The following is a 24059-nucleotide window of genomic DNA, read 5'->3' as shown; positions in this document are numbered from 1 at the left end:
TAGCTCAGTTGCCCTTGACGAAACTGAGTTGCGATTGCTGAGTATTTTTTAATTTACTCAGCACTCAGTTTGAGTAAGTACATTGCAATTAATATCAGTGCCAGCTACCCCGACATACCACCGTTTGCCATCATTTCTTATAAAGAGAGAAAACTAGATGCAGAATTTAGTTTCGGCTAGCTGGGAGAGTTCTGCAACTCAACCACCTAAGCAACATCGGATTATTGCTGCCATTGACCTGGGAACAAATTCTCTACACATGGTAGTAGTCAAAATTGACCCGACGCTACCAGCCTTTAGCATTATCGCCAGAGAAAAAGAAACTGTAAGACTTGGCGATCGCAATCTTACCACTGGAGAACTCAAACCAGAGATCATTAAAAAGGCGATCGCTGCTTTAGGACGCTTTCAAGAAGTTGCCAAAACCATCAATGCTGAAACAATCATTGCTGTGGCGACTAGTGCCGTGCGCGAAGCCCCCAATGGTAAAGATTTTTTGTACAGGGTAGAAACGGAATTGGGTTTAAGCGTTGACTTAATTTCTGGTCAAGAAGAAGCGCGACGAATCTACCTTGGCGTGCTGTCGGGGATGGAATTTCACAACCAACCCCATACTATTATTGATATTGGCGGTGGTTCCACAGAAATAGTTTTGGGCGATAGTCACCAAGCGCGGACTCTCACCAGTACCAAAGTCGGTGCAGTGCGACTCACTAGCGAGTTAATCACTACCGATCCCATCAGCAACGCGGAGTTTCTGTATCTGCAATCCTATACACGCGGTATGTTAGAACGTTCCGTGGATGAGGTATTAGCAAATTTCCAACCTGGAGAATCTCCCCGTTTAGTGGGTACATCTGGCACGATTGAAACTCTGGCGATGATTCATGCACGAGAAAAATCGGGTGTTATTCCTTCTACTCTTAATGGCTACCAGTTTAGTCTTAAAGACTTGCGAGAATTGGTAAATCGCTTGCGGAAACTGAGTAATTCCGAAAAGGCTGCGATTCCTGGTATGCCAGATAAACGGTCTGAAGTTATACTGGCTGGCGCAGTAATATTACAGGAAGCGATGACCCTTTTAGGCAGTGAATCGATCACTGTTTGCGAACGCTCTTTAAGGGAAGGTGTAATTGTAGACTGGATGTTAAGCCACGGTTTAATTGAAGATAAGCTGCGTTACCAAAGTTCAGTTCGGGAACGGAATGTTTTAAAAATCGCTAATAAATACCACGTTAACTTAGAGTATAGCGATCGCGTCGCCAAATTTGCCAAGAGTTTATTTGATCAAACTCAAGGTACGTTACATCACTGGGGATCTGACGAGCGACAACTGCTATGGGCAGCTGCAATATTACACAATTGCGGTCATTATGTCAGTCATTCGTCTCACCACAAGCACTCTTATTATCTAATTCGCAATGGTGAATTACTTGGTTATACAGAAACTGAGATTGAAATCATAGCCAACTTAGCACGTTATCATCGCAAATCGCCGCCCAAGAAAAAACATGAAATTTACCAGAGTCTGCTGACTAAAGAGCAGTGCCAAATGGTTAGTCAATTAAGTGCAATCCTAAGATTAGCGGTGGCACTAGATAGACGACAAATTGGTGCGATATCTCAAGTGCAATGTGAGTATTATCAACAACTTCGACAGGTAAACCTGCTAATTTTTCCATCTCAAGCTGATGATGACTGTGCTTTAGAACTTTGGAGTTTAGATTATAAAAAAGGAGTGTTTGAGGAAGAATTTGGAGTTAAATTAGTAGCAAGTTTAGAAAAACCTTTTAGAAAAATTTAAGGTTGTTAAATTGTTTTAGAAAGTAGTAGCGTGGCAAGACTAAAGGTGAAGTAGAGCGCAACCCAACATATATAAAAATGTTGGCTTTGGCAAAGCCTCCAACGCCACTTGCTACAACGCGGGAAACCCGCGCAACGCATTGGCTCCCCAACCTACAATTTTTTTGCAACATTTTAGCCTTGCCGCTCCAGTAGGGTGCGTTAACGCAGTGTAACGCACCTGTTACAAAACAAGATTTTGCAGTTAAAGAAGAATTCAGCAGTCAGAATCAAGATACTCTCTACGAGATGCCCCGTGTAGCTTGCTCATTTGCAGGCTTTACGATACGCCATCCCTTTTTTCGGTCAGAATTTATTCATAATTCTGACTCCTGACTCCTGACTCCTGAATTCTATTTTGATAAAGATGGTTTCAGAATTAAAGTAAACTTCATCTCTGATTTTGGCATCCTACTTAAGGAGCAATTTATAAAGTGTCCTAAGAAGCATTTAAAAATTAAAATTAGTAATTAGAATATAGTCAACAATCTATTTAATAGGTTATGTTGCTATTAGATACCTAAGCCGGGAAAACTTAGGTATCTTTCTATAATAGAAAATCTCAAGAAAGCAGTTGAGACTGCATGTTTTTCTGCATTAAACCGCTTCAGGTGTAGAGAAGCAAGTCCTTTGCTCATCTGAGGGCGCGACACAGATATAAAAAAAGGAAAATACTGAACTTTTTGAAAAATTGCCTAATTTACATTTAGAAGATTGGAGTATATCTTAATTTATCTCAAGCCTAAATGAACCGATTTGTTTACAGTAAAAAACTTCAGAGCAATATATTAACTTCCGATTATTCTCTGGCTGAATTTAAAATTTCAAGCGAATTGCTACTTTTTTGAGCCCATCATTGGAATCAAGAATATAACCATATTATACATACAAACAGTGCTATCTGCTTGATTTTAAGCATTTGTGTTTGTTAACTGATCAAGCTTTTTCAAGCTATCTGTCTAATTAAAAACATATTCAACCACCTGTAACCTAAGCTACACCTGAGTATTCTTCCCTGATCATTGAGACGCTACACGATGTTGTAAAGCACCCGCCAGAAGCGATCGCAAAACTACATAATTCGGTAAAATTGGGTAAAGCAATTTTTGTGCTTGTTAAACAAAGGCATCAGCAAATCCATGCAACTGAAACTCAGTGCATCTCGACTTCCCTTCGCCCCTCTTTTGTTAATTGCGCCCTTTTTCCTATGGGGGACGGCAATGGTAGCCATGAAAGGAGTGATACCCCACACCACACCGCTATTCATGGCGGGAGTGCGCCTGATACCAGCAGGGATGTTAATTCTGATTGCAGCAGCATTCATGGGTAAACCCCAGCCCAAGGGTTGGGCTGCATGGCTGTGGATTGCCTTATTTGCCCTCATAGATGGGACTTTATTTCAAGGCTTTTTGGCTGAAGGATTAGTCAGAACCAGCGCAGGGTTAGGGTCTGTAATGATTGACTCGCAACCCTTGGCAGTAGCATTGCTATCGTTGTGGCTATTCCAAGAACACATTGGTTTTTGGGGATGGCTAGGGTTAGGTTTGGGAGTCACAGGCATTAGTTTAATTGGCTTACCTGATGAGTGGATTTTACATATTCTCGACTCAGGCGCAAATATCACAATTGGCAACTGGCAAGACTTGTTTGCTAGCGGTGAGTGGTTGATGCTATTGGCAGCCTTATCAATGGCTGTGGGAACAGTGTTGATTCGGTTTGTTTGTCGGTATGCTGACCCAGTAACCGCTACGGGATGGCACATGATTTTGGGGGGATTACCACTATGGGGGATTTCGTCAGTTGTCGAATCTCAGCAGTGGGAAAATCTGGGAGGATCTGATTTAGTGGCTTTGAGTTATGCTACTGTTTTTGGCAGTGCGATCGCCTACGGGTTATTCTTCTACTTTGCCTCTAGTGGCAGTCTTACTAGTCTTAGTTCTCTTACCTTCCTTACACCCGTCTTTGCCCTATTATTCGGCAATCTCTTTCTCTCAGAAGTCCTCAGTCCGGTGCAGTGGGTAGGTGTTTTCCTCACTTTAATTAGCATCTATCTCATTAACCAACGTGATGCTTTAGGAGCGCAAAACGACACACTTACTGTCGGCGAAATAGCTAATATAAAGCAACCAGTTTTAGATTCATCTGCTAAAAAATTGAACCCTGTAAGCCTAGCAGTTAGAAAATCTGAACCAGAAATTTAACCCTAACTCGTTAAGTATAGGTGAGGGTGATTAGAGACAACACCCAATGCCCAATGACAGTTAACATTTTGTCATCTAGAAGGTATTGTGGTATCGAAGACTTCAAAAGCACGTTCAGGCTGAAACTTTCAATATGAGGCTATGCCGTTCCTCAATTCTGATATTTACCTGTTTTTCTTGCGTGGGTTTTTACCCAAATCGTGCAAGTACAGCCATACCTAACCTAGCGCCTGAAATTTTAGAACTGGCACAAGCTAGTTCGACAGTTACCGCTAGTCCGGCTGTATTAAGATATGGTAGTCAAAAATCAGATGTGCAGAGATTACAAACCCAATTAAAACAGTTGGGATACTACAATGGCTTGATAGATGGACAGTACAACGCTAGTACAGAAATCGCTGTAGCTAAATTCCAGAAAGCAAAGGGTTTAAAAGTAGATGGACTTGCTGGTCTAACAACTAGGAGGAGGCTGCAAGCAGCTTTAGTTGCCAAAAATCAGACCGTCACTTCTCCAATAGTCACTTTTCCTAATCCAACTCCCACCAAACCGACTGCAAAACCCAAGCCACCTGAGAAAGGTTTCATCTGGTGGTTTATATTTGCCATCGGAGTTTTAGGAAGTATTGGCGCACTTATTTACCTGATGAGGTGGTTTCGTCAGATTAAACAAGTGCAAAAGTCCGAAATATCAGATACTAAAAGTTTGAGTGAAGCTAACAAAAAAACGATGATACCACCCCCACCAGAGACTGTAACTAGTCCAGAAACAGCTACGCCGCCGCTATCCACACAATTACTACTACCAGAAAAAACTTCCCGGCTTGCTAAACTCAATATCGTTGACGAATTAATTCAAGACTTACGCAGTTCTGACCCAACGAAGCGACGCAAGGCTATTTGGGATTTGGGTCAGCAGGGAGATTCGCGGGCAATTCAACCAATGGTTGACCTAATGATTGATGCTGATTCTCAAGAAAGCAGCTTGATTTTGGCAGCTTTGGCAGAAATTGGTATCCGCACACTCAAACCGATGAACCGGGGTTTAGCAATTTCAATGCAAGATGAAAGTCCCCAAGTACGGCAAAATGCGATCCGAGACTTGACGCGCATTTATGACATGATGGGTCAAATGAGTCAGATGTTGCGCCATGCATTAGAAGACCCAGATGCCGAAGTACAAGCAACAGCACGATATGCTTTAACACAGATGAATCGAATGCGTGGCTTACCGGAACAACAAGGTTTACCAGAAAATTCACACAACGATGTACGAGAATAAGCCTAAAAATATTTCAACTGAATTTGGATATTAGTGTTTGGGCCTGCCACTAAAAATGCTGCTTCGCTAAATTTGGGCGCACCTGTGCGAATTTCTGGATTTCTGGAAAATCCAAAGCCTTCTTTTGGTACACCAAAAACATTACTGTTGAGAATGCGGTCATTATTTTGATCGTGGAAGACAGCAACGGCATAATTACCTGCTTTCAAGTTCTCAAAGGTAATGGATAAGGGACTGTCAGTAATCTTGGTACACTGCTTTTGTAAGCCGCGATCGCGATCGCTAGGAAATCCTTCACTACTAGCAAATATACTGGTACAGACTTGTCCTTCTTTATTCTTTAAGCCATCAATTTCTAGGGTAAGTTTACCGTTAAAATTTGCCTTGGCACTCAACGACCATGCCAGATTTCCCACAATAGCCAATAGCAGCATACCAACTCTCAATTCTCTAGCCATAAAATCTTCACAGAATAAAATAAGTTTTCAATCAGGCATTTCGTGAAATAGGATCGCTAAATTATTGAAGAAGGCAGGAGGCAGAACGAACAATTGGGCGGGGATTCAGACCCGTGTTCCCTTTGGTTACGGGCTTCAACGCTGGAGTCAGCATTCCCTTCTGCCCTCTGCCTTTTTTAATAAGGTAGAAAGCGGGAAAAGCACAAGGTATAAAACCGCTTACTTTTCCCCGCTTGGACACAGAATTTGACGGAATCAGTTTAATCTATAAGACTCATATTTGATTTTTGAAAAAACCCCGTGCAACTCGAACAGCCTTTTTTTATGCTGCCTATTAACTAGTATGTCTATGCAACGCTGCGCGAACAAAAATCAAAGCAGGTTACTAGACTAATGCTGTGTTGGTAGCTCGGATTAGGAATATTCCAGAGGTTAAACCAAAGAAATAAATATTTCTCCTAAAGTCTCCCAATTGAGCTTTCTTCTTCAGAAAATCCAGTTGCATCACCTTCTTTGAGAAATCCACTATAGGCTTCCATACCGTGTTCACCGATATCCAAACCTTCTAATTCCTCTTCTTTGGATACTCTGATACCTAAAGTAGCTTTCAGTGCCAACCAAAAAATACTACTGAGTAAAACAGTGAAACCACCTACTGAGACAACGCCCAGCAACTGAACACCGAACTGTCCAAAGCCACCACCTGCAAATAAACCTTTTGCTGGGCCAAGTGTATCGCCATACCAGGAATAAACACCAGGGCCAACAGACCATAGTCCTACTGCGAGAGTTCCCCAGGTACCACAAACTAGGTGAACTGAGGTAGCTCCCACTGGGTCATCAATGCCAAGTTTATCAAAGAATGTTACAGAGAAAACTACCAGTATCCCAGCAATCAAGCCAATGAGTAAAGAAGCAGGAATACTTACGTAAGCACAAGATGCTGTAACACCAACCAAGCCAGCCAAAATACCATTGATAATCATTGACAGATCTGGTTTACCTAAGTAGAACCAAGCTGTAATGGTAGCAGCAATTCCACCAGCAGCACCAGCCATGTTAGTGGTGACAGCAATGTGACTGATTGCACTAGGATCGGCAGCCATCACAGAACCTGGGTTGAAACCAAACCAACCCAACCACAGGATCAGACAGCCCAAAGTGGCAATACTCATGTTGTGACCAGGCATAGCCACAACTTGCCTATCTTGATATCTACCAAGGCGGGGCCCAAGAAATGCTGCTCCCATCAAAGCTGCCCAACCACCTACGGAGTGAACCACCGTAGAACCGGCAAAATCCCAAAAGCCTCTGTCTGCTAGCCAACCAGTTCCCCAAATCCAGTGTCCGGTAATGGGGTAGAGAATACCTACAAGTAAGAGGCTAAAAATTAGGAAGTCAACAAACTTAATCCGTTCGGCTACTGCACCAGAAACGATTGTTGCTGCTGTCCCAGCAAACACTAGCTGGAATAAAAACTTGGCACTTAGGGGTACACCTGTCCAACTAATGGCACTGAAAACGCCTTTATAGGCTTCTCCTGTGGCGGGACTGTTATCTGCTCCTCCTAAGAAAAACCCATTCAATCCAATGAAGTCATTGCCATCACCGAACATTAAGCCAAAACCGATTACCCAAAATGCAACGCTGGACAAAGCAAATACAATCAAGTTTTTGGAAAGAACGTTGACAGCGTTTTTCTGGCGACAAAAGCCGGTTTCTAACATACAAAAACCAGCATTCATGAAGAACACTAAAAAGGCTGCGATCGCAACCCACAGGGTATCAAGAGCAACTTTAAGTTCTGCTGTCGTTGGCCCTGCGGCTGGAGCTTGGGCAACTGCGGCATAACCCCAACCCAAAACAATCAGACAAGCTATAGGTAAGCAGGCTTGCCAACTGGGAGAGAGCCGCTTAATGGCTTGATTAAATAGCTTGACTTTTGAGTTGGACTGTGAATTTACAGCGTAATTTCTTGCAAACAAACGCCTATTTTTTGTTTTCGATTTTTGTTTGTACATCAACTTGAGCATTATCCTCTAAACCATCCTTAAAAACAGGAAAAAACTAACGGAAGAAGTAAAAGCCACTGGTTTTTTATATTTTCTCCTTAGACCATTTGTTTCCAAACCAGAAAATCAAATAACCTTAGTAGGAGTTTAGAAAACTATTGGTACATCTGTAAATCTTTTTTGGAAGTCTTCTTAAGAAATTATTATGTCCTTTCTCAAAAAGTCAAGTTTCCTTTACTTAAACTTTAAACATTGCCAAAAAATTATTTGCATGACTATAGAAATTCTCTAAAAATATCATCATAATTATCAATAAAAATAGGGTAGATATTCGGAAATAATCTATGACAATTTACTTTAACTACTGTACAATGACTATTTTTCTTTTGAAAGCGTTATTCTTGGCTCTATTCGCTCTCGAAAGCTCCTATTTCCGAAGTCTTAGTATTATTTTTTTATTCGAGCGCATAAACATCAGTCCATACTGATTCGGCGTGTTTATAAGCATCGATCCCAATGCGATCGGCTTCGGGATGGACAAAAAACTCTGATTAGAAAATATATAAACATCCTTTCACAGAAATTATGAGACTACTTATTGTTTTACCTTCAGTGAATTTATTCCTAAATGGATAAATTTGAATGATTCTCTATTGACTGTAACCAAAAAACTGTATCATAAAATACATTTTCTAGTTAAATTGTGCAAAATAGCTTCTGATGCAACAAATAAAGCAACTATATCCTTTATGATTAAGTATTTTCCGATCTCGATATCGGGAAATACTTAATTTCGTTAATTTTTTATACTAAAAGTTAATTATTCGTTACTTTCTTGGTATCTACGTTGAAAATTCAGTAATTCTCCTTTAAAGCGATTACTGGTTGTATTGATAATTAATCTCTGCAATAAAAAATGTATTAAAAATAACGCATATTTCTGAGATAGCGGATTAGTCGAGCTATTTACAGGAGAAGTAAATCTGGTTATAAGTATAAACTTATAGGCGATCGCTACAGATAGCCCTTTTCAAGTAATTGAAGTACACTACTCCCTATTTCACGTGAGTTAAACAAAATTGTAGTGCTAAACAAGATTAACAAATCTAATTTCCTTCAACAAACTGGGTTTAGAGTACCTGTAATATGGGAGACTTGGCAATATTCCCTATAAATCAGATTTAAGATGAGTAACACAATTTCGGATATCGCAGTCAAGACCATCAACGGTGAGGATAAACAATTAAACGACTATACCGGGAAGGTGGTCTTAATTGTGAATGTGGCTTCCTACTGTGGTTATACTTCTCAATATGACGGGTTAGAAAAGTTGAACCAGAAGTATGGCGAAGCAGGATTAAAGATTTTGGGGTTCCCCTGCAACGATTTTGGAGCGCAGGAACCAGGAAGCAATGAAGAAATTGTGCAATTCTGCACAAGTAAATATGGTGTTACCTTTGAACTATTCGATAAAGTCCATGCAAAAGGCTCACAGCAGCATCCACTTTATGAGCGACTTACCAAAGCCGTTGAGCCAACAGGAACTATTGCTTGGAACTTTGAAAAATTTTTAGTTAATAAACAAGGTGAAGTGATAGCTAGATTTAATAGTAGTGTGCAACCCAATTCACCAGAAATAATTGCCATAATTGAAAAAGAACTAGCAAAATAGTCATTAGTCACTAAGTCAAAATTTTTGTACTATTGACTGTTAGCTCTGGACGGTTAAATTTATTTACGCCCAGTTCCTTAATTTGAGAATAGTGTCTCAACTAGTAGTTTAATTTATTTGTGTTTAATTTGTCATGAATGTCGCAATTATTGGTTGTGGTTATGTTGGTTATCAAGTTGCTGAATATTGGCAGCAAACAATGAATTTTTTTGTCACCGCAACCACAACTTCCTCTGATCGTGTCTCTACACTACAATCAGTATCCCAAAGAGTTGTCGTTACCTGCGGAAATGACCTAGATAGTCTAAAATCAGTTTTGCACAATCAAGATGTTGTACTTTTGAGTGTTGGTGCAAAAGGTGCAGATTTTTATGAAGAAACTTATCTAAAAACTGCCCAAAATTTAGTTTCATGCTTGCAGCAAATTCCGAGTGTGAAACAATTAATATATACAGGTAGTTATGCAGTATATGGTGACAGAAACGGTGTATGGGTAGATGAGGAAACACCACTTGCACCCGCTAATTTAAATGCCCAAATTCTCCGCAAAACAGAGGACATATTATTATCAGCATCTAGCGAAAATCTCCGCGTTTGTATCTTCCGCTTAGGAGGAATATATGGCCCCGGTAGAGAACTTTTGAAAATATTTAGTAGATATTCGGGTACAAACCGTCCCGGCGGCGAGGATATCACAAATTGGATTCACCTGGATGATATTGTTGCTGCAATAGAATTTGCCCGTCATCGTCGTTTGCAAGGGATTTATAATCTAGTAGATGATGCACATCTTACCAGCCGAGACTTGCTAGATAGTCTATTTGAAAAACATAATTTACCCAAAGTTATATGGGATACTTCTATTAAGAGTACTCGCCCATATAATGCTTGGGTATCGAATGAAAAGCTGAAAGAGGCTGGATACCAGTTAATTCATCCACAGATGATTTTTTAGCAAGTATTATAACTAGGAATTATGCAACCCTCTGCTGTGACTAATACAACTAATTTGACAGCATCTCCTCGCCAGTTTTACACTTGGCAGAATTATCGTTGCGCCTATGAAGTTCATCAACCAACTAACACAACATCTGAGGGTATTCCCTTACTGTTGATTCATCCTATTGGTGTTGGATTGTCGCGACAATTTTGGCAGCGATTTTGTCATGAATGGTATAATTCAGGTCAGCGTAATACCATTTACAACCCTGATTTACTAGGATGTGGTGAGAGTGATATGCCTCATCTGGCTTATACTCCTAGTGATTGGGCAGAACAGTTGCAGTACTTTTTACAAACAGTAGTACGGCAACCTGTCATTGTAGTTGTACAAGGGGCATTATTACCAGTTGCGGTCGCATTAGTCCAAAAGGAATCGAACTTAATTTCCAAGCTTGTACTTGCTGGCCCTCCAACGTGGGCTTTGATGACAAAGAAACCACCAGAATGGCAACAAAAATTTCTTTGGAATGTGTTAGATTCTCCTTTTGGGATTCCTTTTTATCGCTATGCACGCACTCCTAAATTTTTACGTTCTTTCTCAACTCGTCAACTATTTGCTTCTGAGAGTGCTGTAGATGCAGAGTGGTTAAATACATTAGTTGCAGGTGCAGAAAATCCTGCTAGTCGTCATGCAGTGTTTTCTTTTTTAGCCGGGTTTTGGCGACAGGATTATACTAATTTTATGGCCTCAATTCACCAACCAACATTAGCGGTTGTTGGGGAAACTGCATCGAGTATTAGCCAAAATAATAGAAAAGAAACGCCAGACGATCGCTTGGCTAACTACCTCGCCTGTTTTCCTCAAAGTAGAGGTATAAAAATAAATGGGCGTAATGTTTTGCCTTATGAATCCACTGCTGAATTTGTAGCAGCGATCGCACCATTTATTAACGAAGTCTCTTAGCTGATTGATAGTTACATTATACTAGTTCTCCCATGCTAGGTTATGACTGGAATTGATTACTTGAGGAAGCAAGAACATGGTAACGAATCGCCGAGGACAAAGAGTTCCTAATGTAACTTTTCATACTCGTAAGGATAACCAGTGGGTGGATGTAACAACCGAGCAATTGTTTGCTGATAAGACAGTGGTTGTCTTCTCCTTACCAGGTGCTTATACTCCGACTTGTTCATCCACTCATCTTCCTGGTTACAACGAGTTGGCTGGGATTTTCAAAGAAAATGGTGTCGATGAAATTATCTGTATTTCTGTTAATGATGCCTTCGTCATGAACGAATGGGCAAAGGATCAAGAAGCAGAAAATATTACACTAATTCCCGATGGTAATGGTGAATTTACTGAAGGCATGGGAATGCTGGTAGATAAATCAGACTTGGGTTTTGGTAAGCGATCGTGGCGCTACTCGATGCTGGTAAGAGATGGTGTCATTAACCAAATGTTTATTGAGCCAGACGAGCCAGGAGATCCCTTTAAGGTATCTGATGCTGAAACAATGCTTAGATACATCAACCCCCAAGCAGTGAAGCCCGAAGTAGTTTCTCTATTTGCGAAAGTGGGTTGTCCCTTCTGTGCCCGTGCGAAAGCGATGCTCAAGGAACATGGCATTAGCTACGAAGAAATTACTTTGGGTAAGGATGTCACCACACGCTCGTTACGAGCTGTTACAGGGGCGACAACAGTTCCCCAAGTCTTTATCGATGGTAAATTAATTGGTGGTTCTGAGGCATTAGAAGCCTACTTCGCTGCTAAATAGTTTTCAATAGGGGCGTACAGATGTGCGTCCCTACAAGGAATTCAAAGATTGCTTTTCTGTTTTAAGGTTTAGTAACGGCGATCGCGTTCCAAGTCATAAATTACTTTCTCCAAATACCATTTATCCGATTGACCTTGGTGCCTCTGGCGCTGCTGTTTGAGTAGCCGTTCGGCTGTTGTCGCATCACCGTTAAGTAAAACAAGTAAACGTTTTTGCAGTTTTCTGTTTTTCGGGTCACTGAAGTATGGCTTAGAAACCTTGCTCCGTGATTGAGATGACCACAGTTTGATTAAGGCAAGTGATAAGCCGACGATCAGAAGTACCACAATCAATCCCATACTTATTAAGATTAAGTATTGACCATCTTATATTTTGTAAAATATTTATCTAAACAGCCTCAGTGATATTTTGGATATTTTCATGAAAATCATTAATTAACAAATCTTCAAACGAATAGATGTATTTTTGTCCAGTTAATTACTACTTCTCATATAGAATTGACTCGAATTGAATTTCCATTTATTCACAACTAATATGTTTGCCAGAATCCGCCAAATTTTGAGTCAATTTTTTAGTAAATCAAGAACAATCAACAACGAACCACTGAATAAAGTGAGTTTGATTGTGATTATTTTAATTGATATTTTTATCTTAATGAATGTTTTTACGGGACTAGATGATATTAGCAGATGGCATATCAGCCCGACCGAGGCTTATCCATGTTATTCAGAGTGGCAAAATTACCGGGCAAAAACCAATAAAGATAAAGACTATGAAATTGTGAGACTTTCATTGCCAGATTACCAGAATAATCAACTTAGTTTTCAGAAAAACTATCAACAGGCTGAAGCAGGACATCTGGGTAAGGTTTCTCAAACGTGTTTGCAATATGCCAGCTACAAGGATAAACTTAACAATCCTGAAAAGCAGCAAATCATCAGAACTATTGATCAGAAACAAGCGAAAATCAGTTCCCTTGCACAAGCCAATAGCACTATTGAAGCCCAATATGACTCAACGCTCTTAGAAAAAATTGCAGGTCAGAGTCGTCAACAATCAATTAATCAAGTTAGCGCTGAAAAAGCTAAACAGACATTAGAACAAAATAATCGCCAAATTTCTCTTCTTAGACAAGAAATTTCTACTATTAAAAATGAATTGCTTGCCAAACCAGAAAGCATTAGTTTTATCGCCTTTCTTAAAGATGACAATCAATTTCGTGAAGTTGACAAAGGTTATCAGCAGGCATCATTTTGGTATCCAAGTATCCAGCTTGCTTTTCAGTCGCTCTTTCTACTACCTCTAATTATCATTGCCTTATCAGTTCACAAATTTGCTCAGAGAAGAGGATATGGACTCGTATCGTTAATTAGCTGGCATTTGCTAGTTATATTTTTTATTCCACTAATTGTCAAAATATTTGAATTTCTGCAAATAGGTGCAATATTTCAATTTTTCTTTAATATTATTAGCACCTTTTTTGGTGGGTTGCTTTTCCTAATAAATTATGCTTATATTTTGCTGATTCCAATTATTGGTTTCGGAATTATTCAGTTTTTCCAAAAAGTTGTCTTTAATACTAAAGTCCAGGCAGCTAGTAGAGTTCAAAAATCACGCTGTGTCAATTGCGCTAAGAAAATTCGACAGATTGATACTTACTGTCCGCACTGTGGCTATTATCAGTACATTGAATGCCAAAACTGTCATAATCTTACTTATAAACATCTGTCCTACTGTAAGCATTGTGGAACTTCTCAAAATTCCACCAGTAATTTGTAATCAGTGAAGTAGTTAATCGGTATTTTTAACTTAGATTATGGAAAAAGCCAATAACGAGAGTCAGTCACCGCTTTCTTTTCTCAAAAATCTGTTGATTGCTCGTTGGCGATCGCTCTTACTCCTGTTGATCGGAGTTTATTTACCTTTGCAGGTCTTTGAAATTCTGACAGTGAAGATATGGGAAAATCAAGCAGGCTTCCCGTGGGATGTGCCTATTCTGTTAGCAGTTCATTCTACAGCCAACCCACAGCTTGATATTTTAGCAGTGACGCTGGCTATCATTGGATTGCCTTGGACGGCGATACCGATTCTGGGTGCGATCGCACTAATATTACTACTAAAAAAACGCTGGCGATCGCTAGCTTATTTGCTCACCGTCTCACTGGGAAGTGTCATTATTAACCGCACAGCTAAGGAATTAATGCATCGAGTGCGTCCACAATTGTGGCAGTCCATTGCACCTGAGTCTAGTTTTGCATTTCCCAGTGGTCATGCTATGACAAGTATAACTTTGGTAGCAATTTTGCTATCCTTAACTTGGGCTAGCTCTTGGCGCTGGTTGGTTCTCACCTTCGGCAGCTTATACATAATAGCTATTGCCTGGTGTCGTCTCTATCTGGGGGTACATTTTCCCAGTGATATTCTCGCAGGTTGGATGGTTACATTAGGTTGGACAATTGGTGTCAGTATAATTATCAAACCGTATATAACTAAAGTCAAACCCGCAGATAGCGAACTCCCCAAGAATGAAACTACCTTATTGCCTGAAGAAGAAAAGTTGATAAATCAGGAGTGATATTATGTTTGTTTAAAGACTTTTGTATCCTCTTAAATACCCATTAAAAAGGGAGAATGTGATTCCGCTTTCCCCCTTTTTAAGAGCTAGAGTAGATTAATGACTGCCTAAATTATAACTAAACCTTTTCCAGACAAACTTTTCACTAAAAGGTATTTAAGATACATCCCTCAATAAATTTTACCGACCTATTAAGATCCTTGTAAAAGCTCATTAATTGAACTTAAACTCTGTTTAATTTGTTGTGTTAAAGAAGTTCTTAATAAGTCAAGGGTTTCGCCTGAAAAATTGAGTAATCCCAAAGCATATAATAGGCTTGAAATACCGATAAAAAGAGCTAAAAGTCTACCAAAACAACCGGGATTAATTTCAATAAAACCTAATTTAGACTGCCCGATGACAGCAATCGTTACAAAAACAATTCCTGCTATTAAAAATGTGCTGTTTGGAGTTATATCTGTCATACCACTATTAAGATACCTCAATATTTTTATTGTAGCTATTATTAGTCTAAATTTGCGTCCTTACTATAACAATCCTAAATGATTTGTAAGAGAATTCACCCTCTGGCTAACGTCGTCCCCCAAAATATGGGGGAGATGACAAGGGTTTTACAATTATCTCAAATTCTCATGCATTATTTAGGACTGCTATATGTGCAACAATAAAAATTAATTTACATCTGAGTTAAACGGAAATTTTAGTTTTTACTATTCTGCTGAAACTATTTATCTGTAAAACTTTCAGCCTCAGAAAGCCAAATTGTTCTCACTCCTGTACTAGACTTGGGTTTAGTTTACATACTATAATACACTAAGCCGATAGGAATAGTGGGTTTTTATGGAAAGCGTCCAAAATGTCAGTCAAGAGTTAAATGTAACAGGAGACAAAGCCCTAGAGGATTTGCAACAATCGACTCCAGAAGAGTTCAAAAAAGACATTTTCAAAAAACTCAGAGGTGGATTTTTTCTGGTACTAGGATATTTATTGTCACCACTATGTTGGTGGAATGACCTACTATTCAATCTGCCGATAGCTTATGGTTTTGGGTATATATGTAGTTTACTTTCCCCAAAATTACTTCTACCTTGTTCAATTATAGGATATTGGCTCTCTAATATTGTGGGAATTCTATTGATGCAATTTGGTTCTAAGGACATTTTTCAAAAAGAACCTCAAGAGCATAACCTCAAAAAAGAATTATTCACGGGTCTAATTTCTTCAACCGCTTATACCATCTTGATTATACTATTAATCCAGTTGAAGATTCTCGATTCTCCCATTTTATTTGCCAACGGTTAATTTAGTCGATTGCGTTTCTATAGAAAAAAAGATACCCGGCTTCTTCAAGAAGTCGGGTATCTGCTCCTTTCGTAGAGAGCAAATAATTACACAATAAGATTCAATTTTAATCAAATTTTAAAAATTCACTTAAATTCAATAGTTTTGGAGCCTCCTTACTTACGATTAATGGTAGCTTACCATTCCATTTTTCTATTGCTTGCCTTTGTAGTATTTCTGGAGTTAAACCATCACGTAATAATCTATGTGCTTCAGCCTCTCCTTTAGCTAAATTAACTTTTGCTTCAGCCTCTTTTGTTGCTCTGAGTGCGATAAACTCTGCTCGTTTTGCTTCTTGTTCAGCAATCTGCTTTGCCTCCACCGCTTCACCAAATCGTTCAGAAAAATGGACATGAACTAGAGAAATATCATCAACTGCAACATGATAGTTACCTAGCCGTGTAGACAACGCATCATCTACTGTACCTTTGACTTCTCCTCGCTTAGTAATAATTTCTTCAGCAGTATACTTTGCTATTATTGCTTTTAATACTTCTTCAACGGCTGGGTTAATAATCCGCATGACTACAGCTTGTTCATCTCCAATTTCTTGAAAAATCACATTTGCTTCCTGGGGGATAATATGCCAATTAAGAGCAACATCGGCGAAAACATTTTGTAAATCCTTGGAAGAAGCTTCAGTCGAAATTTCCTGTTTTTGGACTCGAATACTCAACTTTTTCACAGTATTGACTACAGGAATAATTAAGTGAAGTCCTTCTCCTAATATCTGGTTTTGCACTTCGCCAAATTTCATCAATACACCACGTTCTCCTGCATTTACAATTACACAAGGCGTAAGAAAGAGAGTTATCAGGAACAAAAGAGCAGTCAGTTTACCTGCACTGTTAAAAGTTTTATTTTTTATCATCTGTGTGAAACATGTATGCGTCTGGCACAGAGACACATATTTAGGAGTTGTAAGCTTCTTGCCGTTATGCTCTTATAACTTTGGCTCTAAGTCAATTTTCATATCACTCTAGACGTGTGAAAAATAAGTAGTAAATTCCTCAATGATAGGTTAATGTTTTCAACATACAGGTATATAGGTAAGCAACCAATGTGTACTTTACTACCCAAATTTGGAGATAGTGAAGGCTAATGTAGCTTTATTTTTACCTAAATCACTGTAATGATATCGAAAAACCGTAGTATTTGAAAAGGTAAGTTTGCCTCACAATCTTAAAAATTAGGAAACTTGCCCAAGTGCTTCCCCAAGGATGGAGAATATAATCATTGAAGAAATTTGACAGGAAGCAACGCAAACAGCAATGACAGTTTTTGAAGGCTATACGCGACAGCATCTTTACCAGAAATGGATGGAGATGCAATGCTTGCAACCGAGTATTACATTTAGCTGATATTTTTTGCCAAACTCATCAGCTGCTTATCCAAGTCGATGAGGTAATCTCTACCGTAAGTTCCATTCTCTAAGCCTGTGACAAGATGAGCGGGAATGTCTTGTGTAATTTCTTCGCTACAAGAACCAGCAGCCAGGGCGATCGCAGCTACTGTATCCACATCTCCTGTAAAAGCGATACAATCTTGTAAAAGTTCGCTCATCCTGTCATTTCGCATCACGGCAGTAATCGCGGCTCTGACACTCATCCAACCTTTAGACTTGACTTTACCTTCCCAAGGTTTAGCCCATTCCCCAGATACATAACCTTGGAGAAACTCTCCTAATTTGCGTTTTGCTCCCAGTCGGTAGATAAAATAATGTGACATCAAAGCAGCGGCAACAGCAGCATTGATTCCATCGATTGTATTGTGGGTAATTGCCGCTTGAATTGTTGCCGCCTCAATGACTTTTTCTGGTGTGGGATAGATGCCAATGGGTGCTGCACGCATTGCACCCCCGCTTTTGTCACTGTCAGGGTTAATTTTGGTTAAAAATTCTTCTCCATTCTGAATTTCTAGCAGAAAATGGTAGAAGTTTCGAGAATAACCTTCTCTCTCATCGCGTTTAAAAGCTCTAACAAAGCTATCGGCTAAAACTTCTGGTGTCCACGGTGCTTGAGCAACAATCACTTCCGCAATGGCAATGCTCATCTGGGTGTCATCGGTATAGCTGCCAGGAATGAGTCGAAAACGCGGATGTTCGACGTATCGACTCAAATCGTTGTTAACGATCATCTCATCAGCATATTCAAAGCCTGCACCGTAGGCATCTGCGTAGGCGTAGCCCGCCGAAGGCATCGCTAACTCTAGCAGCATAAGGGTATTAAACTAAAAACGGACGCGCCAGAAAAAAGCTAGAAATTGATTTAGCATCTACCGCCTCTCCTTCCAGAATAGCTTTCTCTAATTCTTCGGGAGTCAAAAACACAGTTTCGATATCCTCGTCTCCATCTTGTGCTGGTGGTGTCTCTAGCTTTTCCAAATCTCGCGCCAGAAAAGCATAGATAATTTCATCAGAATAACCAGGCGCTAGGAAAAATTCGCCTAATTTATCCCATTTTTGGGCACTATAGCCTGTTTCTTCTTCGATTTCGCGCTGTATTGTCTCTAAAGGTTCTTCATTTGCTTCCACAGTTCCTGCCGGAAATTCTAATATCCGTCCCTGAATCGCAAAACGATACTGGCGCACCAGCACAAGTTTGCCCTCTGGTGTCACAGGCACTGCTAAAGCACCACCAGGGTGACGAATACATTCCCATTCTCCCTCGGCTTTATTAGGCAAACGCAAGCGATTGACTTCAAAATCAAACTTGCGTCCTTTATAAAACAGGCGTTGTTTTAGCAGTTGTGGTAATTCTCTACCTAATGGCATAGTAAAATCTGATTATCTGTTAAGTACAGAGGTGATATCAGCCTTTTCTGTGTTTTAAAGATGGTAATTTTAATTGCCCATCGATAAATGTACATCAGAACAGTCTACCTCTTTCAGCAGTTCTTTAATAACACACCCGGATACTGGTTCTATCCAATCGGGGGCAATTTCTGCCAGTGGTACTAACACAAAGGCCCGATCCCGCATTCGTGGGTGGGGAATCTGTAGATTTGGTGTATCTACAATAAAGTCATCAAATAATAACAAATCTAAATCTAGAGTTCGTGGCCCCCACCGTTCTTGACGCACACGCCCAAATTGTTGCTCAATTCCTAACAAAATTTCTAATAACTGCTGGGGTAGCATCTCTACCTGCAATGTCACGCAGCCATTTAGATAATCTGGCTGTGGTGGCCCTACAGCTTTTGTTTGATACCACCTGGATTTAGCTTCTAAGAGAATACCTGGCGTTTGGGCTAAAGTTTTGGTAGCTGCTTCTAAAATTGTTTGGGAATTGCCGATATTACTACCAAGGGCAACGGCGCTTCTTCTGGGCTTAGTGTAGGCGTAATCCAACCCAGACATCTTAATCTCCTGAAATAAGCTCTTTTTGGGCTATCTTTGCGGATATTCCGCTGCACTGTTCCAGAAAATGTCAACAGCCTGATATTCCGAATAATTAGCAGAATTACAACATTTTTACAAAACTAAATTAACCAAATCTAAAAAACATTTATTTTATGGTGAATTTAGTTAATTATTTATAGGATATTATACTAACACAACGGTGGTGCTATAACCCCAAAGCTGATTGATGATGGTTAGATATCTACTACTTTGAGCGAGGAACTGACGTGGGGAAGCTTACCTCCTGGTTCAAGCGAAGACCGACTAATTTGAGTGACTCTGGACAAGGAGGAACAAATGAGAGCTTACCACCAGCATATATGGCGCAGGCGAGGCAGTTACTGAGCAAATGAAAATTTTACCATCTAGGATGAAGACCAATCAGGCAACTGGCGGTAAACCACTCTATCGTCGATTATGGTTTTGGGCAGGCTTGGGTGTAGGTGGTGGGATAGTTGCCTTGATCTATGGCATCAGTCTAATAGACCGCACTTTGCCAGATCAAGCCGAGTTAAACGCCGTGCTGAGAGAGCAAACACTGACCATCAAAGCTGCTGATGGAACTATATTACAACAACAAGGTGAAGCTACCAGAGAACAGCTCAAGCTAGAACAAATACCAGATAATTTAAAAAAAGCTTTCATCGCCTCAGAAGATAGAAGATTTAGGCAACACAATGGATTTGACCCGCAAGGGATTGTCAGGGCGGGTTTGAATAATTTGCGATCGCAAGGTGTGGTAGAAGGTGGTAGCACCATCACCCAACAGTTAACGCGGATTCTCTTTTTGAAACAAGAACAGACAATCTGGCGCAAACTCAAGGAAGTCCGCCTAGCACAAAAAATGGAGCATGAATTAACCAAAGATCAGATTCTAGAGCGTTACCTGAATCTGGTTTATTTGGGAGGTGGAGCTTATGGTGTGGCAGATGCCGCCTGGGTATACTTTAGTAAATCGCCAGACCAGCTTACCCTTGCAGAAATGGCAACGATCGCAGGATTAGCCCCTGCTCCTAGCTTATATGCCCCAGATAAGAATCCTGAAGCCGCAATCCGGCGAAGAAATCTGGTATTGCAACGGATGCAAGAGGATGGAGTGATTACACCAGAGCAAAGGCAAGCAGCACTCCAAGAGCCACTAACCCTTAAAAACAGTTTACCCAAGCGAGTACAAGTAGAATCACCCTACTTTACCAGCTACATCCAAAAAGAATTGCCGAAGTACGTTTCTGCTAAGGTGCTGGCAAGTGAGGGATTAGTAGTGGAAACCACGCTGAATCCGGCTTGGCAGAAAGTTGCAGAAGAGGCGGTTGCCAAAACACTGCGAAATCAAGGACGCTGGGAGAACTTTAAACAAGCAGCAATGGTTGCCATTGACCCCCGAAGCGGTGAAATTAAGGCAATGGTTGGGGGAAAAGACTTTGGTAAAAACCAGTTTAATCGAGTTACCCAGGCACAACGACAGCCAGGATCGACATTTAAAGGGTTTGTATATGCCACTGCGATCGCTAGCGGTAAAAGCCCCTACGATAGCTACGAGGATGCACCCTTTGTAGTAGATGGCTACGAACCGAAAAACTATAGTGAAAGATTTCGGGGTTCAATGAATATCCGAGATGCCCTCACCCGCTCTATTAATATTATTGCGGTGAAGGTGTTGATTGATGTCGGATTTACGCCGACGATTAAACTTGCCCATGATATGGGGATAAAATCTGAACTCAAGCCCACCTACTCCTTGGCTCTCGGCTCAAATGAAGTCAATCTGCTAGAGTTGACCAGTGCTTATGGCAGTTTTGCAACTCAGGGATTGCACACAGAACCTCATGGTATTACCCGCATCCTCAACCGCCAAGGTAAGGTAATCTGGTCAGCTAATTTCAAATCTAAACGCGCCCTTGACGCTGACAGTGCCGCCATCATGACTTGGATGCTACGTAACGTCGTAGAAGAGGGGACTGGTGCTGCTGCCCAATTAGGTGAGAGACCAGTTGCTGGCAAGACAGGTACTTCCGATGAAGCTCGCGATTTGTGGTTTATTGGCTACATCCCCCAAATGGTGACAGGGGTATGGCTAGGTAATGATGATAACCGCCCCACTTATGGCAGCAGTGGCAGCGCCGCTTACACCTGGCACGAATTTATGGAGAAAGCGGCAGAGGGGATGCCTGTCGAAAAGTTTCCCAAACGGCCAAAGTTAGAAGGTCGCAAAGGTACTATCAAAGCCCAGTCCATCAAGCCCAAACAAGTGCTGAATCGTTCTATTTCATCTAATGATGACTCAGAAGGAGAAAGTGCTAGAAATTCTGAGGAGAGTGGTTCATCAAGGAGACGTAGGAGAAGGAGCTATTCTCAAGAAGAACAGCAGTCAAACTATACCCCAAGACGGAGAAGGCGCGATCGCAGCGAAGAATCAAATTCTAGTAACTCTTCTTCAGAATCATCTACTCCCCGGCGGCGCTCTAGAAGAGTAGAATCTGATTCTCCCCCGCCTCCCAGAACTCGCCGATCTTCCTCTCCCGACAATAATAGTTCTGGTTCTTCATCGCCACAACCATCCTGGCGCGAAAGACTTAGACCTTCTAATTAATGAAGAGTGGGAATTGGTAATTGGGCATTGGGCATTGGGAATTGAAAATTGGGAATTGGAAATTGGGAATTGGGGAAATAACAAGGAATCTTTCTCCTCTGCCCCCTGCCCCTCTGCCTTTTTTATGCAATATGAAGTTGCTCAAACTAAACTAGGGGAGGATGTTAAGTGATACGCTCATTCTATAGTGTGTCAAGTAGTGTCACTTAACATTGGAGAATATACTCATGCATATATTGATGCAGGCAGCAGATTCAGTTGCAACAGGTGGTGGTCATTTTCCCTTTGCTTTCACCTTGGTGTATGTCGTTGGTTTTATTGCTGCTGTAAGCATTGGTTCAATAGCTTGGTACAACTCGAAACGCCCCGCAGGTTGGGAAAGCAAAGAGCGTCCTGATTTTGTGCCTAAAGTTGATAAAGAAGAAACTCCGGGTGTGGGGAAACCGAAGTCATAATTTAGTCATTAGTCATTAGTCATTAGTCATTAGACTATGAACTTTTGACTATGATTAGGTTTGTACGTCAACCCAACGACGGTACAGCTTTTGAATTTGTTTGAGAAGTTTTGTCTGAATCGGTTGAGTTGAATCATTTGGCTTCGCTATATCTTGCAATTCTGTCAAGAGTCTAGCTTCTTCGACGGCGACTTCGCCATCGCTATAAATTAAGCCACTGATGGCTTCAATCAGATTTTCACAATCTTCAAGGCTGGGGCGATCGCCTAAATACTCCCGCACCCAGTCATAGCATTCTTTTGGCTGTACAGGAACTAATTCGTATAGCCAAGGCTTAATTTCTGGATCGTTAGCCAAACCTTTTGCTTGAGCTATTTCGCGGAGATATTGCCGTTCTTCTGGCTGGATTCTGCCATCAATCCAGGCTGCTCCAATCAGGATTTTAACTAAGTTTTTGACATTGGAAGGTGTAACCATTGCTGCCTCCTCTGGTAGATTCAGGCCACCATCAAATCGTACAATCCTAAACAGTATTCACTCGGAATTATTGGTTTTTCTTAAGCGAACCATAAAAAAGCCATCCATGTCCTGTTGGTGGGGCCAGACTTTAAACCAACCTTGAGGGGTGCTATATGCAGAAGCAGCCAACTCAATGCCCCTTGGAGGCTCAATTTGCCAATGAGGAGACTCAGCTAAAAATGCCGAAATCACTTCTTCGTTTTCTGCTGGATGCAATGTACAGGTGGCATAAACTAGTACACCACCAGCTTTGACAAAAGTTGATGTATGTGTTAACAATTCTTTTTGCAGCACCGAAAGTTCCAGGACAGATTCTGGTGTCTGTCGCCAACGAGCATCAGCATGACGGTGCATGGTTCCTAACCCAGAACATGGAGCATCAAGTAATACGCGGTCTGCGGTGTTTTGAAATTGCTTGGAATGGCGGCTGTCGCCAGTGTAAATTTGGATAGATTGTAAATTTAGGCGTTGAGAATTTTCTTGAAGTTTGCGAAGACGAGAAGCAGTGCGATCGCAAGCCCAAATTTTCCCACTATCTGCCATTAACTCAGCAATGTGGGTTGTTTTACCCCCTGGTGCAGCACAGGCATCAATTACCACCTCACCTGGTTGGGGGTCGAGCAAATGACTTACCAATTGGGCGCTAGCATCTTGTACAGTCCACCAACCTTCTTTAAAACCAGGTAGTTTTTGAATTGATCCAGTATTACCCATGAATCTTAAAGCTTGGGGTAAATCAGGAATCCGTCTCACCAAAAGACCAACAGATTGCAAAGCCGCCTCAACTTCTTCGATTGAAGTGCAAAGTGGGTTGATACGTAAATCAATTGTTGGTGATTGGTTCATCCATTCACACAGTTGTTCTGTCTCGGTCAAACCCAGTTGTTCTAACCAGATTTGAATAATCCAGTCAGGAAAACTGTGTAAAATACCCAAGCGTTCCACTGGTTTTTCTGGAAGTTGTAACGGATCAAAATGGGGAACTGGGGACTGGGGAC

22 protein-coding genes and 1 pseudogene are annotated in these 24059 nt (G+C 40.8%); 13 read left to right on the top strand and 10 right to left on the bottom strand.

Features of this window, described 5'->3' with window-relative positions; translation table 11 throughout:
• The first annotated feature begins 157 nt into the window (after positions 1 to 157).
• The 3 genes from G1O98_RS16310 (at position 158) to G1O98_RS16300 (ending at position 5322) form a co-directional block, all read left to right on the top strand.
• Positions 158 to 1804 (top strand): Ppx/GppA phosphatase family protein, encoded by a 1647-nt coding sequence (locus G1O98_RS16310; RefSeq protein WP_163929757.1) that lies wholly within the window; start codon positions 158 to 160, stop codon positions 1802 to 1804.
• 1177 nt (positions 1805 to 2981) lie between these two features.
• Positions 2982 to 4043, top strand: coding sequence for an EamA family transporter (locus G1O98_RS16305; protein ID WP_163929756.1), 1062 nt, complete (start codon positions 2982 to 2984; stop codon positions 4041 to 4043).
• 133 nt (positions 4044 to 4176) lie between these two features.
• A complete protein-coding gene (locus G1O98_RS16300) occupies positions 4177 to 5322 on the top strand; it encodes a peptidoglycan-binding protein (RefSeq protein WP_163929755.1) in 1146 nt (381 codons plus the stop codon).
• 2 nt (positions 5323 to 5324) lie between these two features.
• On the opposite strand, the gene G1O98_RS16295 is transcribed toward G1O98_RS16300, so the two are convergent.
• Together G1O98_RS16295 and G1O98_RS16290 are read right to left on the bottom strand one after the other, a co-directional pair.
• Positions 5325 to 5780 (bottom strand): DUF2141 domain-containing protein, encoded by a 456-nt coding sequence (locus tag G1O98_RS16295; protein WP_163929754.1) that lies wholly within the window; start codon positions 5778 to 5780, stop codon positions 5325 to 5327.
• Between the two features lie 458 nt (positions 5781 to 6238).
• Positions 6239 to 7801 carry an ammonium transporter gene (locus G1O98_RS16290; protein WP_163929772.1) on the bottom strand — a complete coding sequence of 521 codons (1563 nt, stop codon included), beginning with the start codon at positions 7799 to 7801 and terminating at the stop codon, positions 6239 to 6241.
• A gap of 1177 nt (positions 7802 to 8978) precedes the next feature.
• On the opposite strand from G1O98_RS16290, the gene G1O98_RS16285 reads away from it, so the two are divergent.
• From G1O98_RS16285 to G1O98_RS16270, 4 genes are all read left to right on the top strand, one after another.
• Positions 8979 to 9464 (top strand): glutathione peroxidase, encoded by a 486-nt coding sequence (locus tag G1O98_RS16285; RefSeq protein ID WP_163929753.1) that lies wholly within the window; start codon positions 8979 to 8981, stop codon positions 9462 to 9464.
• Between the two features lie 133 nt (positions 9465 to 9597).
• Positions 9598 to 10419: an SDR family oxidoreductase gene (locus G1O98_RS16280; RefSeq protein ID WP_163929752.1), complete on the top strand. Its 822-nt coding sequence runs from the start codon at positions 9598 to 9600 to the stop codon at positions 10417 to 10419.
• A gap of 21 nt (positions 10420 to 10440) precedes the next feature.
• Positions 10441 to 11370 carry an alpha/beta hydrolase gene (locus tag G1O98_RS16275; protein WP_175586704.1) on the top strand — a complete coding sequence of 310 codons (930 nt, stop codon included), beginning with the start codon at positions 10441 to 10443 and terminating at the stop codon, positions 11368 to 11370.
• 76 nt (positions 11371 to 11446) lie between these two features.
• Positions 11447 to 12181 (top strand): redoxin family protein, encoded by a 735-nt coding sequence (locus tag G1O98_RS16270; protein WP_163929751.1) that lies wholly within the window; start codon positions 11447 to 11449, stop codon positions 12179 to 12181.
• 68 nt (positions 12182 to 12249) lie between these two features.
• On the opposite strand, the gene G1O98_RS16265 is transcribed toward G1O98_RS16270, so the two are convergent.
• Positions 12250 to 12519 carry a hypothetical protein gene (locus G1O98_RS16265; RefSeq protein WP_163929750.1) on the bottom strand — a complete coding sequence of 90 codons (270 nt, stop codon included), beginning with the start codon at positions 12517 to 12519 and terminating at the stop codon, positions 12250 to 12252.
• Between the two features lie 196 nt (positions 12520 to 12715).
• Between G1O98_RS16265 and G1O98_RS16260 the strand changes: the two genes are divergently transcribed.
• A complete protein-coding gene (locus G1O98_RS16260; RefSeq protein WP_163929749.1) occupies positions 12716 to 13960 on the top strand; it encodes a hypothetical protein in 1245 nt (414 codons plus the stop codon).
• A gap of 37 nt (positions 13961 to 13997) precedes the next feature.
• The gene (locus tag G1O98_RS16255) at positions 13998 to 14756 is read left to right on the top strand and encodes a phosphatase PAP2 family protein (RefSeq protein WP_163929748.1); all 759 of its coding nucleotides are present in this window, start codon (positions 13998 to 14000) and stop codon (positions 14754 to 14756) included.
• Between the two features lie 191 nt (positions 14757 to 14947).
• Here the strand turns inward: G1O98_RS16255 and G1O98_RS16250 are convergent, their stop codons facing one another.
• Positions 14948 to 15220, bottom strand: a complete 273-nt coding sequence (locus G1O98_RS16250) for a hypothetical protein (RefSeq protein ID WP_228057963.1) — start codon at positions 15218 to 15220, stop codon at positions 14948 to 14950.
• 376 nt (positions 15221 to 15596) lie between these two features.
• Between G1O98_RS16250 and G1O98_RS16245 the strand changes: the two genes are divergently transcribed.
• On the top strand, positions 15597 to 16058 hold the full coding sequence (locus tag G1O98_RS16245) for a hypothetical protein (RefSeq protein WP_163929746.1): 462 nt from the start codon (positions 15597 to 15599) through the stop codon (positions 16056 to 16058).
• Between the two features lie 106 nt (positions 16059 to 16164).
• On the opposite strand, the gene G1O98_RS16240 is transcribed toward G1O98_RS16245, so the two are convergent.
• The 4 genes from G1O98_RS16240 to folK form a co-directional block, all read right to left on the bottom strand.
• The gene (locus G1O98_RS16240) at positions 16165 to 16968 is read right to left on the bottom strand and encodes a prohibitin family protein (RefSeq protein ID WP_163929745.1); all 804 of its coding nucleotides are present in this window, start codon (positions 16966 to 16968) and stop codon (positions 16165 to 16167) included.
• A 482-nt stretch (positions 16969 to 17450) separates the two neighbouring features.
• The gene (locus tag G1O98_RS16235) at positions 17451 to 18314 is read right to left on the bottom strand and encodes an ADP-ribosylglycohydrolase family protein (protein WP_163929744.1); all 864 of its coding nucleotides are present in this window, start codon (positions 18312 to 18314) and stop codon (positions 17451 to 17453) included.
• Positions 18315 to 18321: 7 nt separating this feature from the next.
• Positions 18322 to 18870: an NUDIX hydrolase gene (locus G1O98_RS16230; protein ID WP_163929743.1), complete on the bottom strand. Its 549-nt coding sequence runs from the start codon at positions 18868 to 18870 to the stop codon at positions 18322 to 18324.
• 69 nt (positions 18871 to 18939) lie between these two features.
• Positions 18940 to 19455: a 2-amino-4-hydroxy-6-hydroxymethyldihydropteridine diphosphokinase gene (gene folK / locus G1O98_RS16225; protein ID WP_163929742.1), complete on the bottom strand. Its 516-nt coding sequence runs from the start codon at positions 19453 to 19455 to the stop codon at positions 18940 to 18942.
• Positions 19456 to 19724: 269 nt separating this feature from the next.
• On the opposite strand from folK, the gene G1O98_RS41135 reads away from it, so the two are divergent.
• From G1O98_RS41135 to G1O98_RS16215, 3 genes and pseudogenes are all read left to right on the top strand, one after another.
• Positions 19725 to 19850 (top strand): hypothetical protein, encoded by a 126-nt coding sequence (locus tag G1O98_RS41135; protein WP_345940563.1) that lies wholly within the window; start codon positions 19725 to 19727, stop codon positions 19848 to 19850.
• 44 nt (positions 19851 to 19894) lie between these two features.
• Positions 19895 to 22087: pseudogene (locus G1O98_RS16220) on the top strand (penicillin-binding protein 1A); the annotation flags it as partial.
• A 227-nt stretch (positions 22088 to 22314) separates the two neighbouring features.
• Positions 22315 to 22542 (top strand): hypothetical protein, encoded by a 228-nt coding sequence (locus G1O98_RS16215; protein ID WP_114085228.1) that lies wholly within the window; start codon positions 22315 to 22317, stop codon positions 22540 to 22542.
• A 54-nt stretch (positions 22543 to 22596) separates the two neighbouring features.
• On the opposite strand, the gene G1O98_RS16210 is transcribed toward G1O98_RS16215, so the two are convergent.
• Positions 22597 to 23019, bottom strand: a complete 423-nt coding sequence (locus G1O98_RS16210; RefSeq protein ID WP_012410962.1) for a TerB family tellurite resistance protein — start codon at positions 23017 to 23019, stop codon at positions 22597 to 22599.
• A 57-nt stretch (positions 23020 to 23076) separates the two neighbouring features.
• Positions 23077 to 24059 (bottom strand): 16S rRNA (cytosine(967)-C(5))-methyltransferase RsmB (rsmB, locus tag G1O98_RS16205; RefSeq protein WP_163929741.1); only part of this gene is annotated, 983 nt, incomplete at its 5' end.

This window comes from Nostoc sp. UIC 10630 (assembly GCF_010747425.1).
GTDB lineage: Bacteria > Cyanobacteriota > Cyanobacteriia > Cyanobacteriales > Nostocaceae > Nostoc.
The sequence above is the reverse complement of the archived record's forward strand: the minus strand, read 5'-3'. Positions and strand labels throughout refer to the sequence as shown.